Consider the following 16,037-nt stretch of genomic DNA (forward strand, 5'->3'; position numbering starts at 1 on the left):
CTTCCTATGATCCGCAACGGCCGCCCCGCGCGTCGTCGCCTGGCTGCGCCACATCCGTACTGCCCGCTGCCGAGCCCCTGGGAGACCCGTGCCCACCCAAGTTCGTCCTGCACCGCGTCTCGACCAGGCCGTGGCCGTCGTGGGCGCCTCATGCAGGCTCCCCGGAGGCATCACCCACCTCGGCGACCTGTGGCAGGCGCTGTGCGAGGGCCGGGATCTGGTCGGCGAAGTGCCGGCCGACCGCTTCGACACCGCGCGCTTCGTCGACACCCAGCGACGCCGGGGCGACCGCAGCTACACCGCCGCCGGTGGCTTCCTGGAGGACGTCACCGGCTTCGACAGCGGGTACTTCACCCGGATCTCGCCCCGCGAGGCCTCCCGCATGGACCCCCAGCACCGGTTGCTGCTGGAGATGGCCGTCGAGGCACTGGACGACGCGGGCATCGACCAGGAAGCGGTCACCGGCTCGGACACGGCGGTCTTCATCGGCATCTCCGGCCACGACTACGCCGACCTGCAGGTCTGCGGTAGCAGTGCCCCCAGCGCCTACACCATGGCAGGACTGGCCGCCACCAACGCCGCCAACCGCATCTCCCACCTGTTCGACTGGCACGGGCCCAGCATGGCGGTCGACACCGCCTGCTCCTCGGCACTGACCGCCCTGCACCAGGCCTGCGAGACCCTGCGCACCGGTACCGCGCGCACGGCTCTGGCCGGCGGCGTCAGCGTCCTGCTCAGCCCTTTCAACTTCACTGGGTTCTCCGCCGCCGCCATGCTCTCGCCCACTGGGCGATGCCGCTCCTTCTCGGCCGACGCCGACGGCTATGTGCGCGCCGAGGGCGGCGGCGTGGTCATCCTCAAGCGCCTGGCTGACGCGCTGGCCGACGGGGACCGCGTGCACGGGGTGATCCGCGCCAGCGGGGCCAACAGCGACGGCCGTACCACCGGTCTGGCGCTGCCGAGCGCCGACGCCCAGGCCGCGCTGCTGGAGCAGGTCTATGCCCGAGCCGCGCTGTCCCCGGACGAGCTCGCATACCTGGAGGCTCACGGCACCGGCACGCCGGCAGGTGACCCCGTCGAGTGTGAGGCGATCGGCCGCGCCCTGGGCGCATGCCGCACCACGGGGGCACTGCCCATCGGTTCCGTCAAGAGCAACCTGGGCCACCTCGAGGCCGCCTCCGGCATGGCCGGGCTGCTCAAGGCCCTGCTGGTGCTCAAGCACCGCCGCGTTCCGCCCACCCTGCACGCCGAGCCACTCAACCCGGACATCGACTTCTCGGCCTGGAAGCTGCAGCCGTGCACCCGAACACTGCCGCTCGCCGCCGAGGGGCCGCTCACGGTGGGGGTGAACTCCTTCGGCTTCGGCGGCTCCAACGCCCACGTCGTCCTGACCACCGCCCCCGCTCCGGACCGGGCCCGCGAGCAGGGGACGGCCCACGCCGGGCCACTGCCGGTCGTCGTCTCGGCCCGCACGCCCCAAGCGCTGGACGCCGCGGCCGCCCGGCTGGCGCAGCACCTCACCAGCGAGGACCCGCGCGCCTTCTACGACCTGACGTGGACCGCGGCCCGGCGGCGTACCGCCCACCCGCACCGTGCCGTGGTCCTCGCCCGCACCCCGGGCGAGGCGGCGCAGGCGCTGCAGGGCCTGGCGCAGGGCACCACACCCCCGCCCGTCGGCTCGGCCACCGGGCAGGCAGTGGCCGACGGGCGGGTCGTCTTCGCCTTCTCCGGCAACGGCTCGCAGTGGGCTGGCATGGGCGCGGACCTGCTGCGCGAGGAGCCTGACTTCGATGCCGCCGTGCGGCGCGTCGACGACGCCCTGGCCCCTTACCTGGGCTGGTCGGTGTGCGAGGAGATGGCGACGGCCGATCCGCTGCGCGTGGAGGCGACCGAGGTCGCCCAGCCGCTGCTGTTCGCCTACCAGATCGCCCTGGCCGAACTGCTCGCCGCCCACGGCATTCGACCCGCCGCCGTAGTGGGGCACAGCGTCGGCGAGATCGCCGCCGCCCACGTCGCAGGCGCTCTCGACCTGCCCACCGCGGCCCGGGTGGTCGCCGCCCGCAGCCGCGCCCAGGCCGCGACGCGCGGCCGAGGGCGGATGGCGGCGGTCGGTCTGCCCGCCGAGCAGGCGGCCAAGGAACTGGCCCCCCACACGGGCGCCTTGGAAATCGCCGCGGTCAACGGTGAAGGAGACGTGACCGTATGCGGCCCAGAACGCGATCTGCTCGTCCTTGGCCGCGCCCTGGAGGACCGCGGGGTGTTCTTCCGGCTCCTTGAACTGGACTACGCCTTCCACAGCCGGGCCATGGACCCCATCGAGCAAGAGCTGCTGTCCGCCCTCCAGGGCCTGCGCCCCACATCTGCCCGCATCCCGTTCCTGTCCACCGTCACCGGCGGCCCCTGTCCGGGCGAGGCACTCGACGCCGACTACTGGTGGCGCAACGTCCGCGAACCGGTCCTGTTCGGCCCCGCGCTGCGCACCCTGCTCGACGACGGCCACGACACCTTCGTCGAGATCGGCCCCCACCCAGTGCTTCGCCCCTACCTGCGCAAGGCCGCCAAGGCGTCCGAACGGCCCACCGCGGTGGTGAGTACCGGCACCCGCGCCGTGCCCGGCCCGGCATCTGCGGCCAACGCCGTCACCCAGTTGCTGGCCGCCGGTGCCCGTGCCGACTGGGACGCCTTCTTCCCCAGTGCCGGCCAGGTGGCCGACCTGCCCGCATACCCCTGGCAGCGTGAACGTCACTGGCACGGTGACCCCCAGTGGTGGCTTCGTGTCACCGGTGAGACAGCTCCTGTCCAGCACCCGCTGCTGGGCGCTCCCGCAGCCGTCCGCCAGCCCACCTGGTCCACCCTGGTCGAGCCCGCCCGCCTGCCCTGGCTGGCGGACCACCAGGTCGCCGGCTCGGTGGTCATGCCGGCCGCCGCCTACCTGGAGATGGCCCTGGCCGCCGGCCACCTCGTGCACGACGCACCGGTGGAAGTCCACCACCTGCTCATCACCCGCGCCCTGGACCTGCCGTGGGACGACGAGAACGCGGACGTGCGCGTGCAGGTCTCCTTGAACGAGCAGGACCAGGCACTGCAGGTCGCAGCCCGCACCAGTGACCAGACGCCGTGGCAGCCGCACGCCCACGCCCGCGTACGGCGCCTGCTGACCCAGGCCCCGCCGCCTGTGGACACCGCCGCCCTGCGAGCCCACACCCGTATCCGGCTGGACGCGGCCGAGCACTACGCCCGCGCCCGGCGTACCGGCCTCACCTACGGCCCGGACTTCCAGGTCCTCACCGACCTGCACGTGTCCGAGGGCGACGTCCTCGCCTCCTACCACCTCAAGGCGCCCGCCGACGGCTACCACGTTCACCCGGCCCTGCTGGACGCGGCCCTGCAAACCGGCGCGCCCCTCACCATCACTGGTGACTCCTACCAGCCGTTCCTGCCCATCGGGGTAGAGGCGCTGCGGGTATGGCGCACCCCACCCTCCACCGGCGTGATCCACCTGCGTGCCCGCGAGAGCAGCCCGTGGGAGCAGTGTTGGGACATCACCGTGGCCGGCCCCGACGGCGAGGTCTGCCTGGAGATCGGCGGCGCCAGGCTCCGCCGCCTGGCCACTGCCACCGACCCGGTGCAGCAGCTGGCCACCGTGCTGCGCGCCGCTCCCGCACCCACCGAGCCGCCTCGCCGAGCCCCCCTGCCCGCGCCCGCTGCCCTGGCAGCGGCCTGCCGACCCGGCCGCGACCGCCTGGAGACCGACTGGCGCCGAGACGGCCACGACCGGGCCCTGGGGCGCCTGCGCGAGTGCTGCTCCCACCTGATCGCCGAGGCCTTCTCCCGCCTGCTGGGCGAGGTGCGCGACTTCACCATCGAGGACCTGGTGGCGGCAGGCATGCTGCCCCAGCACGCGCGCCTGGCTGCCCTGCTCGTCGACACCGCCCGCGGCGTCATCGAACACATCGGCGACACCGGCGGGCCGGTGCGGTGGCGTCTGCCCGCGCGCACCCGGGGGCGGGAGCTGTTCCAGCAGGTCATGCGCGACTCCCCGCGTCACGCCGTCGAGGCCACCTTGTTCGGCCGCAGTTGCCTGCACTTGGACCAGGTGCTGAGGGGCGACCGCGACCCGCTGCAATTGTTGTTCGACACCCCCGACCGCCACCTGATCGAGTACTTCTACAGCGACGCCGCCCAACCGCACTTCCACAACCGGCTGCTGCGCGCCCTGGTCCGCGAGCAGGTCCGCGCCTGGCCGGCCGACCGGCCGCTGCGGATCCTGGAGGTCGGTGCCGGCACGGGCGGCACCACCGCCGTGCTGCTGCCCGAACTGCCCGCCGAGCGCACTACCTACACTTTCACCGACCTGTCGGCCGGCTTCTTCCCCCACGCCCGCGACCGCTTCGCCGACCACGACTTCATCGACTATCGCTGCCTGGACCTGAATGCCGACCCCGCCGAGCAGGGTTTCGCCGACGCCGACTTCGACCTGGTGATCGCCACCAACGCTCTGCACGCCACCGCTGACCTGCGCCAGACCCTCGGCCACATCGTCCGGCTGCTGGCCGACGGCGGCCAGCTGCTGGCTTTCGAGACCCATGACGCCGCCCTGCTGGCCCCTTGCTTCGGTCCGCTGGAGGGGTTCTGGAGCTTCACCGACACCGACCTACGGTCCACTTCGCCCCTGCTGCCCGCCGACGCGTGGGCTCCGCTGCTGCGCGCCTGCGGTTTCGACGACATCGCCCAGCTCGGTCACGACCAGCCCCTGCCCGATCTCGCCTACTCGGTCCTCTGCGCCCGCCGCGCCCCACGCCTCCAGTCCGCCCCTCGCCCAACCGCGCCGACGGCCACCGAAACCGGTCCCTGGGTGATCGCCGCCGAGTGTCCCGGCAGCCCTGTGGCCGGCGCCCTGACCGACGCCCTCGCGCGTGCGGGTGCCCACGTTCAGATGTCTCCTTGGGCAGAAGCCACCCACGCCTGGGAGCGCCCGGCAGGCGACGGCACGCATCCGCGCCTGGTCCTGCTCTTCGACGCCGATCCCGAGCCCGACTCCCCGGCCGCAGCGACCGACCAGAGCACCTCTCGACTCGCCGCCCTGCGCACCCTGGCGGCCTCCTGCGCCGGCCTCCCCCCCGGTGCCACCGCTCACCTCTGGATCATCACCCGACCCAGCGGCATCCACCCCGCCCCCGAGCACCCGCGCGCCCCGCAGGACGCAGCAGTGTGGGGCGCGACCCGCTCCCTGGCCAACGAGCACCCCCAGCTGACCGTGCGTCGCATCTCCCTGGACGACAGCCCGCGCCCCGAAGACGACGCCCGGCGCCTGGTGGCCGAACTCCTCCACCCCGGCGACGAAGACGAAATCGTTCTCACCCGCGGCGGGCGGTTCGTGCCCCGCACCCTCGCTGCCCGGCCCACCACCGCGGCTCCCGCTCCCGACGTCCCCTACACCCTGCGCCTGCGGGAGACCGGTCTGCACCCCTCGCTGGCCTGGACCCCCGAACACCCCCGCCGGCCGGGCGACGACGAGGTGGTGATCGCCGTACAGGCCGCCGCCCTCAACTACCGCGACGTCATGCTCGCCGCGGGCCTGCTGCCGCCCGGCGCCGAGGCACCCCTGCCCGACGGCCCGGCCCTGGGCCTGGAGTGCGCCGGCACCGTAACCGCCGTCGGCGCAGCCGTCACGCACGTGGCACCCGGCGACCGCGTCTACGCCCTCGCGCCGCGCAGCCTCAGCTCCCACGTCACCGCGCCGGCCCGCCTCGTCGCTGCCATCCCCGACGGGATGTCCTACGCCGAGGCCGCCACCGTGCCGGTGGTCTACTTCACCGTCCACCACGCCCTGGAGCGCCTGGCCCGACTTCAGCCGGGTGAGACCGTCTTGGTCCACGGCGCAGCCGGCGGCGTCGGCCTGGCGGCCCTCCACTTCGCCCGGTCCTGCGGCGCCACGGTCATCGCCACTGCCGGCACCCCCGCAAAACGCGACCTGTTGCGCATGCTCGGCGTCCCGCACGTCCTCGACTCGCGCACCCTCGACTTCGCCGACCAGATCCACGCTCTCACCGCCGGCCAGGGCGTGGACGTGGTCCTCAACTCCCTCGCCGGTGAAGCCATCGCCCGCAGCCTGGAACTCCTGCGACCCGGTGGGCGGTTCCTGGAACTCGGCAAGCGCGACATCTACGCCGCCACCCCGCTGGCGCTGCGTCCGTTCGCCAACAACATCGCCTTCTTCGGGATCGACGCCCACCAGCTCATCACCCACCGCCTGCCGCAGGCCGGAACCTGTTTCGACGAGACCACCCAGCGGATCGCCGACGGCACCTACCCGCCCCTTCCCCACCTGACCTACCCGGCCGCCCGCATCGGCGAAGCCCTGCGCGTCCTGCAACGCTCCCGCCACCTGGGCAAGGTCGTCATCACCTTCCAGGAACCACCCGCCGTCGAACAGACCTGTCCGCCGTTGCAGCTCTCACCGGAGGCGACCTACCTGATCACCGGCGGTCTCGGCGGCCTGGGCGCGGCCCTCGCCCACCGCCTGGTAGACCTCGGTGCCCGGCACTTGGCCCTGCTCGGTCGCCGCGGCCCCCAAAGCCCCGGTGCCACCGATCTGATCCGCGCCCTGGCCGACCGTGGCGCCTGTGCCACGGCCCACACCGCCGACGTCAGCCGCGAAACCGACCTGCGCCGCGTCCTGGACGCCCTCGATGCCGCAGGGCACCCGCTGGGTGGCGTGATCCACGCCGCGATGTGTCTGGACGACGCTCCGCTGGCCGAACTCGACGACCAGCGCCTGCGCAGCGCGCTGGAACCCAAGATGCTCGGCGCGGCCCTCCTGGACACCCTCACCCGGGACCGCGACCTTCCCCTGTTCGCTATGTGCTCCTCGGTGACCGCCTGGTTCGGCAACCCCTACCAGGCCAACTACACCGCCGCCAACAGCTACCTCGAAGCCCTCGCCCGCAACCGGCAAGCCACCGGACGGGCCGGGACCACCGTCGCCTTCGGCGCCATCGGCGAGACCGGCTACGCCGCCCGCCACGGCATCACCGACCTTCTCGCCCGCCTGGGGCTGGACACCCTCACCCCCGCAGAAGCCTGCACCGCCCTGGAGAACGCCGCCGCCCGGCACATCGCCGTCACCGCCGCAGCCCGCATCGACTGGGCCCGCATCCGCAGCATGATGCCAGCCGTCCAGACGCCCCGCCTCGCCGGCCTCATCCCCGCGCACAGCTCGGTCGACGACGCCCCCGACCAGCTGCGTCACCGCCTGTCCACCGCCACCCCGGAACAGGCCCTGACCCTCGCAGCGGACGCGATCGCCCAAGTCCTCGCCGACATCCTGCAGACCGATCCCGCCCGCTTGGACCGCGACCGCCGCCTGGACCAGCTCGGTCTGGATTCTTTGATGGCCGCCGAAGCCGTCATCGCCGCCCGACGCCACCTGGGCTGCGAACTGCCCACCCTGGAGTTCCTCAACGCCCGAGGCATCACCGACCTCGCCCGGCGCGCCCTGATCCGCCTGGGCTACCAGGCACCTGCCGACAGCTCCGCTTCCACCCCGTCCGGCCAATGAGCCGGTCCCGTCGCGAGGAACCACCCCACGTGAGCACTCCTTCGCACCCCGGCGGCCTGGCCGCCGCACCGCTGGCGGCGCTGGCGCGCTGGGCGTCGCGCCGCCGCCGCGGCATCCTGACCGCCGCCCTCCTCCTCACCGTCGCGGGCGGGCTGCTCTCCTTCGGTCTGGTCGGCCACCTCGCCGACGGCGGGTGGCTGGCCCCCTGCTCACCCTCTGCACACGCCCGTTCCGTGCTGGCCCAGTCCCCCCACGCCGGCGCCCCACCCGTCGTGATCCTGGCCACCGGCCCCCGCACCGTGGACGACCCCACCACCCGAGCGGCCGGTATCCAGCTTGTGGAGCGCCTGCGGCAGATCCCCGGTGTGCGCGGAGCCGACTCCTACTGGACCGGCCCCGTCAGCCCGGCCACCGCACAGACGGCTTCGCGGCCGTCCCCCGACCCGCTGTTGCGCTCCACCGACCAGCGCACGGCCGTGATCGCCCTGTGGCTAAGCGGCGACGAGCGAACCCAACGGACCACTGCCGACACAGCGGTGGCGACCGCCTCCCGGCACCGCGGCCCCCTGGACATCCAGGCGACCGGCGAAGCGGTGATCACCCGCGCTGTCGAGCAGGCCAGCGAACGCGCCATGCTCCGCATGGAGATGCTGGCACTGCCCGCTACTCTCGCCCTGCTCGTCTTCGTCTTCGGCAGCGTCACCGCCGCCTGCCTCCCGCTCGCCGTCGGCGCCGTGGCCATCACCGGTTCCGCCGCCATCCTGCGCGGCATCGCGGCCTTCACCCCGGTGAGCACCTTCGCCCTCAACCTCACCACCGCCGTCGGCCTGGCACTGGCGATGGACTACAGCCTGTTCATCGTGGCCCGCTACCGCGAAGAGCGGGGCGCCGGACTGCCGCACCAGAAGGCCCTGGAACACGCCACCGCAGCCGCCGGACGCGTGATCGCGGTCTCCGCCGGCACCGTCGCCGTCTCCCTGCTGGGCCTGTTGCTGTTCCCGCTGTACTTCCTGCGTTCCCTCGCGCTCGCGGGCATCAGCGTCGTCCTGCTCGCTGCCGCTGCCTCCCTGCTGGTCATCCCGGCCGCCCTCGCCTGCCTCGGCGAACGCCTCGCCGCCCGTGACCGGTTTGCCCGCTGGCGGACCGACCCGCGAGCTGCGGGCCGCTGGCACCGCCTGGCCCTTGCCGTGATGCGCCGCCCGCTGAGTGTCCTCGTCCTCACGGGCACCCTCCTGCTTCTGCTCGCTCTGCCCTTCCGGCACGTCGCCTTCGGCTTGCACGACGAACGCGCCCTGCCCCGCGACGCCGCCGTGGTCAAAGCGACCCAGGCACTCCACACACGCTTCCCTCAGATGCGTACCGAGATCGACGTCGTCATGCCCCGGTGGCAGCCAGCCGACCGCACCCGCGCCGCCCAACTCGACACCTACGCCCGCCACCTCTCCGCGCTGCCCGGGGTACAGGGGCTACGTACCGCCACCGGCACCTACCTCGACGGCCACCCCGTAGGCCGTCCCTGCCTCGTCCCCGCGAGGTCACAGACCGCGGACGCCTGCGAAGGAGCACACCGGTTCGCGGGCCCCGCCGGCACCTGGCTCGCCCTCAATACCCCCGCACTCCCGTACACGTCCTCGGCTGCCACCCTGGTCCACCGGCTCCACGACCAGCCGGCCTCCGTCCAGCCCGTTATCGGCGGAGCCACTGCGGAGTTCCTCGACACCCAGGCCCTCCTCGCGCGGAGACTGCCCGAAGCCCTCGCCGTCGTGGCGGCGGCCACGCTGGCCCTCCTCTTCGTCTTCACCCGCAGCCTGTTCCTCCCCCTCAAAGCCCTCCTACTCAACCTCCTCAGCCTCACAGCCACGTTCGGAGCGCTCGTCTACGTCTTCCAGGAAGGGCATCTGCGGTGGCTGGTGGGCGACTTCCAACCCACCGGCACCACCAATCTCATGCTGCCGCCGATCGCCTTCTTCCTGGCCTTCGGCCTGTCCATGGACTACGAAGTCCTGCTACTGGCCCGCATCGGCGAGGCCTACCGGCGCACCCGCCACACCGCCCATGCCACCGCCGAAGGGCTCCAGGCCGCAGCACCGCTGTTCACCGCTTCCGCCGCCCTGGTGCTCATCGTGCTTCTGGCCCTGGCGGCCGCCCCGGTCACCAACCTCAAGTGCGTCGCCGTCACCGTCGCCCTGTCGGTCTGTCTGGACGCCCTGCTCGTCCGGCCGCTCCTGGTACCCGCGGTCATGCAGCTGGCCGGGGCCGCCAACTGGTGGCTTCCCCGGCCCCTGCAGCGGCTGTGGCCCAAGGCGGCCCTTCACCCCACCGGCCTCGGGCCGACGGCTCGGAAGGGAGTTCCGACATGACCACCCCTGGGCCGATCCCGGACCGTGAACGTATCGCCGAGCGCCTGATCTCCGCCTCCCGCAAGCACTCCTTCGACCCCGACACGGAGCTCGACTGGGACCAGCCTCTGGAACCACACAAGTGGTTCTGGCCCCCGGAACTGGTCTCCCTCTACGACACCCCGCTGTGGCAGCGGATGTCACTCGAGCAGCGCATCGAACTCTCCCGGCACGAATGGGCGTCCACCAGCTCCCTCGGCATCGGCATGGAGATCATCCTGATGCAACTGCTCCTCCGGCACATCTTCGACCAGCCGCCGACCAGCGCGCACACGCAGTACGCCCTGACCGAGATCGCTGACGAGTGCCGGCACTCGCTGATGTTCGGACGGTTGCTGGCCAGATGCGGCCTACCCGCTTACGAGATGCGCTGGCCGTACCGCAGCCTGGCCCGCCTCCTCAAGACGTTCTCACCGACCCCCGCCTCCTTCACAGCGGCTCTGGTCGTCGAGGAGATCTACGACTGGATGCAGCGACTCACCTTCCCCGACGAGCGAGTACAACCTCTCGTCCGAGGCGTCACCCGCATCCACGTGATCGAGGAAGCCCGCCACGTCCGCTACGCCCGAGACGAACTGCGTCGCCAGATGGCCACCTGCGCGCGCTGGAAGGCCGAGAGCGCCCGCATCATCGCCGGCTCAGCGGCTTGTTTTCTCTCCAGCGCGTTGATCCACCCCGACGTCTACACCCAGGTGGGCTTGGACAGGCGCGAAGCCATTGCGCAGGCCAAGGCCAGCGGACATCGCCGCGCCGTCCTCCGGGCTTCGGCCGAGCGCCTGACGGACTATCTCGGTGACATCGGTGCACTCGCAGGCCCTGGTCGTCGCCTCTGGGTCGCCTCCGGCCTCCTCGCGAAGTGACGACCGCGAACCTTGGTAGATCGGGCCGGCGCTCTATCCGCAGTAGATGGCGCCGGGCGGGTCGAGGACAGCGACAGCTTGCGCGGACACGGTGTGCATGCGGGACGCGGGCCGATGCGCTCCGCGGCCGCAGTGTGGCGCATGGCTGCACGGTCACGCCCCTGTGCCCCGCGAGTCCGTCGCCCTGGTAGCGTCTTCGGCCGAGCGGCAACACCCTTCGACCGTCCGCAGAACCGGAACGTTCCACCAAGGGGGACACATGGCCGACCGGTCCAGCGCGGAGCACCGTCTGTGGCTGCGCAGCTTTCACCAGCCGACACCGGGCGCGCCGCGGCTGCTCTGCCTGCCGCACGCCGGCGGCTCCGCGAGCTTCTACCGGCCCTTCTCCCAGGCGTTGTCACCCGCGGTGGACGTGCTCGCGGCGCAGTACCCCGGCCGCCAGGACCGCCTCGCGGAACCTCCCCTGGCATCCGTCCAGGAGCTGGCGCGGGGCGTGTTCCGCGCGCTGGACGAACGGGACGGCACACCGCTCGCCCTGTTCGGGCACAGCATGGGCGCCCTGGTCGGTTTCGAGCTGGCCCGGCTGCTGGAGGACGCGGGCCGGCCGCCCGAGGTGATCTTCGTCTCCGGGCGCCGGGGCCCCTCCGTCGAGCGGGTCGAGAACGTCCACCTGGGCGACGACGCGCGCCTGATCGCGGAGGTCGTCAAGCTCGACGGCACCCACGCGGCCCTGCTCCAGGACGAGGAGCTGCTGCAGATGATCCTGCCCGCGCTGCGCGCCGACTACCGCGCGGTGGAGACGTACCGGCGCACCCCCGGGCCGCGGCTGAGCCGCCCCTTCGTCGCGCTGACGGGTGACGCCGACCCCCGGGTGACCCCCGAGGAGGCCCGGACCTGGTCCCAGGAGACCGACGGCCCGTTCGCACTGCACGTGTACCCGGGAGGCCACTTCTACCTGGTGGCCCAGCAGCAGGCCGTACTGTCCCGGATCGAGGCCACGCTACGGCGGCTCGGACCCGGCACCGGCGCGGCGGCCTGAACCCCGCCACCGGCCCCGCGGCACGGGCGGCACCGGCGGACCGGCGCCGCCCCGGCGGTGTGCGTCAGCCGAGCACCTTGGCGGACTCGATGACCACGGGCTCCGTCGGGACGTCCTGGTGGCCGCCACGGCTGCCCGTCTTGACCCCCTTGATGGAGTCGACGACGTCCTGGCCCTCGGTGACCCTGCCGAACACGGCGTAGCCCCAGCCGGTCGGCGTCTTCGCCGAGTAGTTGAGGAAGGCGTTGTCCGAGACGTTGACGAAGAACTGCGCCGTCGCGGAGTGCGGGTCGTTCGTCCGCGCCATCGCCACGGTGTAGTTGTTGTTCTTCAGCCCGTTGTCGGCCTCGTTCTGGATGGGCGCCTGGGTGGGCTTCTGGGACATGTCCGGGGTGAAACCGCCGCCCTGGATCATAAAGCCGTTGATGACCCGGTGGAAAATCGTGCCGTCGTAGTGGCCGCTGCGCACGTACGACAGGAAGTTCTCGACGGTCTTCGGCGCCTCGGCGTCGTTGAGTTCCAGCACGATTCGGCCGAAGTTGGTGTTCAGCTCGACGGACGACATCAAAATTCTCCTTATTCGGTGGGTCTTGCCCCACGCCTACGCTACGGAATATACGACCACACGGCACACGCACCCCGTCGCGGCGCCCCACGGTCCGAACGGCCGTCCGGGTGTGTCAGGGCGGCGGGCGAGTGTCCCCGGGCGTGGGCGGCAGGGCCAGGTGGGCCAGGTCGTCCGGCGGCGGTGTGGTCACCGGCCACAGCGGAGGCGCCTCCCCGTCGGCCAGCGCGGCGGGAGCGTCGGTGAGGTGCATGCGTTCGCGCAGCCGGCCGTAGAAGTCCGTCGGACCGAGCCGTACGGCCCTGAGCCGGCGCGGCGAGGCGTACACGCCGATCCAGTCGCCGGGGCCCAGCACCCCGCGCAGCTGCCCGTCGATGCTGACCGCGGCCCGGCCCGACCGTTCCAGCACGCGCAGCACGATGGGCTCGTCCGGTGCGGCCACCACCGAGCGGTCGAACACCATGTGCGGGGCGACCGGCGTGAAGACCAGGGCATCCGCGCGCGGCGAGACCACCGGGCCGCCCGCGGCGAAGCTGTACGCCGTCGAGCCCGTGGGCGTCGCCACCAGCAGCGCGTCGGCCGAGTAGTAGGCCAGGAGCCGGCCCGCCAGATAGACCCCGACCGACACCTGCCGGTCCCGGGCCAGCTTCTCCACGACCACGTCGTTCAGCGCGGTGACGTTCAGGGCGACCCCCCAGTCGCCGCCCGCCTCGCACTCCGTGCGCACCCGCGGCGGCGGCAGCATCGGCCCGCGGCCGTACCGCAGCAGTCCCTCCATGTGCGCGGGCACCCCCAGCCGGCACGACGCCCGCAGGGTGAGCAGCATCCGGCGCTCGACACCGATCCGGTCCTCCCGTACGGCGTCCAGCGCGGCCCGCACCCCCGCGGCGGGCACCTCCGTGAGAAAGCCCACCCGGCCGAGGTCCACACCGAGCAGCAGGGCGTCGTTCTCGGCCGCCAGCCGGGCCCCGCGCAGGAACGTGCCGTCACCGCCCAGCGTGACGATGAGGTCCGGGTCGCCCGCGCTGTCGACCTCCTCGCGGGCGCTGTGCCGGGCGCCCTCCTGCCACACGTCGATGTCCCGGCAGCCCAGCGCGTGCTCGGCGCACCACGCGCGCACCGTCCGCGCCGCGTCCACCGCCTCGGCGCGCCCACCGTGCACGACCAGGCCGACACGGCTCACCGTCATACCCGCACACCCGCCTCCCGGTCGGCTCCGTATCGAGCGCCATCCTCGCCGGGGACCGCGCCGGCCCGGTGCGCGCCACGCCGCCCGGAGCCTCCGCGCGGCCTTCCGTGGGTGTACGGACCTGGTTACGTCACCGGTGTGTCACAACGGCCGCACCAGGGAACCCACGGCCCCGGCGCCCGGTCTGTGCCGGTGAGCACCGGCGCCCTGCCGGCCGCCCTGACCACCCACACCACGGACAACCGGGGGACCTCATGCAGTACCGACACACCAGCCGTTTCACCGCGGCGGCCCTCGCCGCCGTCGCCGCCACCCTGTCGCTGACGGTCTGCCAGACGGCGACGGCGGCGGGCGGCGCCTCGGCCCCGACGGCGAGAGCCGCGGCGGGCACCGCCTCGGCCCCGGCGGCCCACGCCGCCGCCGTTCCGGCCGCCCGCACCACGCCGGCCTGCACGGCGAAGGCGCTCAAGGCGTCGGCGTACCAGTCCGCCGTCCGGCCCCGGGGCACCGGCACCGGGGCCGCGGTGGTCCAGTTCACCAACGTCTCCTCGGCGGCCTGTGTGCTGCGCGGCCACCCGACGGTGGCCGGGGCGGCCAACGGCTCGCCCCAGCGGTCCGTCCCGCTGAAGGTGACCCCCAAGGGCACCGAGCCCACCGTGCGCCTCGCGCCTAAGGGCAAGGCGTGGCTGAAGCTGACCTTCGTCCAGGTGCAGGGCGAGGGGGACGGGTACTGCGTCTCCGGCGCGACCCCGTCCGTGTTCCCGACGCTGGTGGTGGGCCTGCCGCACGCGGGCAAGCACCAGGTCGCCCTGGACGACGGCTGGTTCGCCGAGTGCGACAACAAGGTGACCGCCACGGCGGTGTCGGCGGTGAAGCCCGCCTGACCGTTGCCCGCCGGGGACCCGGGTGTCAGCCCCGCACGTCCCCGGCGAGGAACGGCTCCAGCAGCTCCAGCAGCGCCGCCGGGCGGTCCAGCGGGATGATGTGACCGCACTCCGGGATCACCCGACCGGTCAACCGCTCGGCGTACGGGCGTAGTTGGCGTTCCAGTGCGCGGCCCGCCGGGTGGGCGCCGATCGTCAGCGCGGGGACCGTGAGGCGGACGCCGGCCACCGCCTCCCGGATCTGCCGGGCGGTGACGGGCAGCGCCCGGTACGGCCCGAACGCGGCACGCAGCGCTTCGCTCCCGCCGTAGGCGCGGACCAACTCGGCCCGGATGTCCGGCCGTACGCCCCGGCCGAGGGTGCCGCGCTCCAGGAACCAGCCGATGTACGCCTCCTCCTGCCCGGCGAGCACCGTTTCCGCGAGGCCGGGTTCGGCGTGGAAACCGAACCACCACGGCGGCCCGCCCGCCAGGAACTCCTCGGCGCCCGGCAGGTCGCCCAGCAGCGACTCCATCAGCACCAGCCGCCGTACGCGTCCCGGCCGCCGCATGGCCAGCAGGAACGCGGGCGGGACGCCGAGGTCGATGCCGACCACGGCGGTCGGCCCGGCGTCGAGCGCCTCCAGCAGGGCCTCGGCGTCGGCGGCGAGCGTCCCGGCGTCGTATCCGCCGGCCGGCCGGTCGCTGTCGCCGAAGCCCCGCAGATCCGGGGCGATCACCCGGTGCCGGCGGGCCAGCGGGCCGATGACCTCGGCCCACAGCCGCCAGGTGTGCGGGAAGCCGTGCAGCAGCAGGACGGCCGGCCCCCGGCCGGCCGTGGCGACGTTGAGGCCGACGCCGTTGACGGTGACCCGGCGCAGCCGCACGCCGGGGACGGAGAGGACGGTCATGAACGTTCCCTTGGGTAACCGATGGTGACAAGGGAACGGTAGGTAACTATCCTCGGCGTCAACAGACCGCACTTTCCCGTCAGTTGGTGAGCTCCAGGTGACTTCCCAGGCCAAGGGCACCCCCGCCGTGCGCGGCGACCTGTTCGACCCCGCCTGCCCGACGCGCAGGCTGCTCGACCGGATCGGCACCAAGTGGACGTCGATGGCGGTGAAGGTGCTGGCGCAGGCGGCCCCGGACGAGGTGCGCTTCGCCGAACTGCTGCGCCGGATGCCCGGCGTCTCCCAGAAGATGCTGTCCGTGACCCTGCGCAGCCTCGTCCGGGACGGCCTGGTCGCCCGCCGGGTGGAGCCCTCCGTACCGCCCGGCGTGCACTACCGGCTCACCCCGCTCGGCCTGTCCCTCGAAGCCGTCCTCGCCGCCGTCCGGGACTGGGCCGAGGAGCACATGGCCGAGGTGGACCGGGCCAACGGGCTGAGTGACGGTCAGGAGGGCCGCGCGTAACCCGCCGCGGTGTGACCTTCTTCCTTGCGGCGCCCGCCCCGCTGCTGTGAGTCTCCCCGTCGAACGACTTTCCGAAAAACCGTTATCGGCACCGCGCCCGGCGGTCTCCCGGGTAACGGACCGCATCGTTCGGCGTCGAGGACAGGGAA

General features: G+C 72.9%; 9 protein-coding genes. 6 read left to right on the top strand and 3 right to left on the bottom strand.

Annotated features, from left to right (window positions below):
- Positions 1-88: 88 nt before the first annotated feature.
- The 4 genes from ACZ3ZD_RS07870 to ACZ3ZD_RS07885 all read left to right on the top strand — a co-directional run bounded on the left by ACZ3ZD_RS07870 (position 89) and on the right by ACZ3ZD_RS07885 (position 11,859).
- Complete coding sequence (locus ACZ3ZD_RS07870) at positions 89-7,561, top strand: SDR family NAD(P)-dependent oxidoreductase (protein WP_467394711.1); 7,473 nt, start codon at positions 89-91, stop codon at positions 7,559-7,561.
- A 29-nt stretch (positions 7,562-7,590) separates the two neighbouring features.
- The gene (locus tag ACZ3ZD_RS07875) at positions 7,591-9,921 is read left to right on the top strand and encodes an MMPL family transporter (protein ID WP_467394713.1); all 2,331 of its coding nucleotides are present in this window, start codon (positions 7,591-7,593) and stop codon (positions 9,919-9,921) included.
- Positions 9,918-10,820: an AurF N-oxygenase family protein gene (locus ACZ3ZD_RS07880; RefSeq protein ID WP_467394715.1), complete on the top strand. Its 903-nt coding sequence runs from the start codon at positions 9,918-9,920 to the stop codon at positions 10,818-10,820. The genes ACZ3ZD_RS07875 and ACZ3ZD_RS07880 overlap by 4 nt, the downstream gene beginning before the upstream one ends.
- A 259-nt stretch (positions 10,821-11,079) precedes the next feature.
- Complete coding sequence (locus ACZ3ZD_RS07885) at positions 11,080-11,859, top strand: thioesterase II family protein (RefSeq protein WP_467394717.1); 780 nt, start codon at positions 11,080-11,082, stop codon at positions 11,857-11,859.
- Between the two features lie 64 nt (positions 11,860-11,923).
- Here the strand turns inward: ACZ3ZD_RS07885 and ACZ3ZD_RS07890 are convergent, their stop codons facing one another.
- Both ACZ3ZD_RS07890 and ACZ3ZD_RS07895 read right to left on the bottom strand, forming a co-directional pair.
- Positions 11,924-12,424 carry a peptidylprolyl isomerase gene (locus ACZ3ZD_RS07890; protein ID WP_467394719.1) on the bottom strand — a complete coding sequence of 167 codons (501 nt, stop codon included), beginning with the start codon at positions 12,422-12,424 and terminating at the stop codon, positions 11,924-11,926.
- 115 nt (positions 12,425-12,539) lie between these two features.
- Positions 12,540-13,613 carry an NAD(+)/NADH kinase gene (locus tag ACZ3ZD_RS07895; protein ID WP_467394721.1) on the bottom strand — a complete coding sequence of 358 codons (1,074 nt, stop codon included), beginning with the start codon at positions 13,611-13,613 and terminating at the stop codon, positions 12,540-12,542.
- Positions 13,614-13,867: 254 nt separating this feature from the next.
- Between ACZ3ZD_RS07895 and ACZ3ZD_RS07900 the strand changes: the two genes are divergently transcribed.
- Positions 13,868-14,497 (top strand): DUF4232 domain-containing protein, encoded by a 630-nt coding sequence (locus ACZ3ZD_RS07900; RefSeq protein ID WP_467394723.1) that lies wholly within the window; start codon positions 13,868-13,870, stop codon positions 14,495-14,497.
- A 25-nt stretch (positions 14,498-14,522) separates the two neighbouring features.
- Here ACZ3ZD_RS07900 and ACZ3ZD_RS07905 read toward each other — a convergent pair whose 3' ends face one another.
- The gene (locus ACZ3ZD_RS07905; RefSeq protein ID WP_467394725.1) at positions 14,523-15,386 is read right to left on the bottom strand and encodes an alpha/beta fold hydrolase; all 864 of its coding nucleotides are present in this window, start codon (positions 15,384-15,386) and stop codon (positions 14,523-14,525) included.
- Between the two features lie 97 nt (positions 15,387-15,483).
- On the opposite strand from ACZ3ZD_RS07905, the gene ACZ3ZD_RS07910 reads away from it, so the two are divergent.
- Complete coding sequence (locus ACZ3ZD_RS07910; RefSeq protein ID WP_467394727.1) at positions 15,484-15,888, top strand: winged helix-turn-helix transcriptional regulator; 405 nt, start codon at positions 15,484-15,486, stop codon at positions 15,886-15,888.
- Positions 15,889-16,037 lie beyond the last annotated feature (149 nt).

The sequence above is a fragment of the Streptomyces sp. NPDC023481 genome, assembly GCF_055560195.1.

Coding starts and splice junctions, on each gene's coding strand:
- ACZ3ZD_RS07895 (WP_467394721.1), bottom strand. CDS start 13,613: ATGACGGTGAGCCGTGTCGGCCTGGTCGTGCACGGTGGGCGCGCCGAG.
- ACZ3ZD_RS07900 (WP_467394723.1), top strand. CDS start 13,868: ATGCAGTACCGACACACCAGCCGTTTCACCGCGGCGGCCCTCGCCGCC.
- ACZ3ZD_RS07880 (WP_467394715.1), top strand. CDS start 9,918: ATGACCACCCCTGGGCCGATCCCGGACCGTGAACGTATCGCCGAGCGC.
- ACZ3ZD_RS07885 (WP_467394717.1), top strand. CDS start 11,080: ATGGCCGACCGGTCCAGCGCGGAGCACCGTCTGTGGCTGCGCAGCTTT.
- ACZ3ZD_RS07890 (WP_467394719.1), bottom strand. CDS start 12,424: ATGTCGTCCGTCGAGCTGAACACCAACTTCGGCCGAATCGTGCTGGAA.
- ACZ3ZD_RS07905 (WP_467394725.1), bottom strand. CDS start 15,386: ATGACCGTCCTCTCCGTCCCCGGCGTGCGGCTGCGCCGGGTCACCGTC.